Here is a 239-nt window from a genome sequence, read left to right on the forward strand (position 1 = left end):
GAATGAGACGTGAGATGATGAGTCAGAGCTACACAACGAAACTTGATCAACTTTGGAAGGTTCCATGTGTGTAATTGCGGTACGTTGGGCTAAGCGATCTGTGTGCTAGCGAATTAAAGATCAATTGTCACTGAGAAGCCATATATTCAAAAAAGTTTTGTTTGTTACCGGCTTCAACGCTCTCCTGCCATCGCTCATCCCACTCGACCAATACTGGGTCGCGGAGCAAGCCAGGGTGG

1 protein-coding gene is annotated in these 239 nt (G+C 46.9%); it reads left to right on the forward strand.

The window, feature by feature from the left end; all coding sequences use genetic code 11:
* The first annotated feature begins 2 nt into the window (after positions 1-2).
* Positions 3-74, forward strand: a complete 72-nt coding sequence (locus AC0L3B_RS40225) for a DUF4113 domain-containing protein (protein WP_473383603.1) — start codon at positions 3-5, stop codon at positions 72-74.
* The last annotated feature ends 165 nt before the right edge of the window (positions 75-239 follow it).

This window comes from Bradyrhizobium sp. Kon56 (assembly GCF_055807635.1).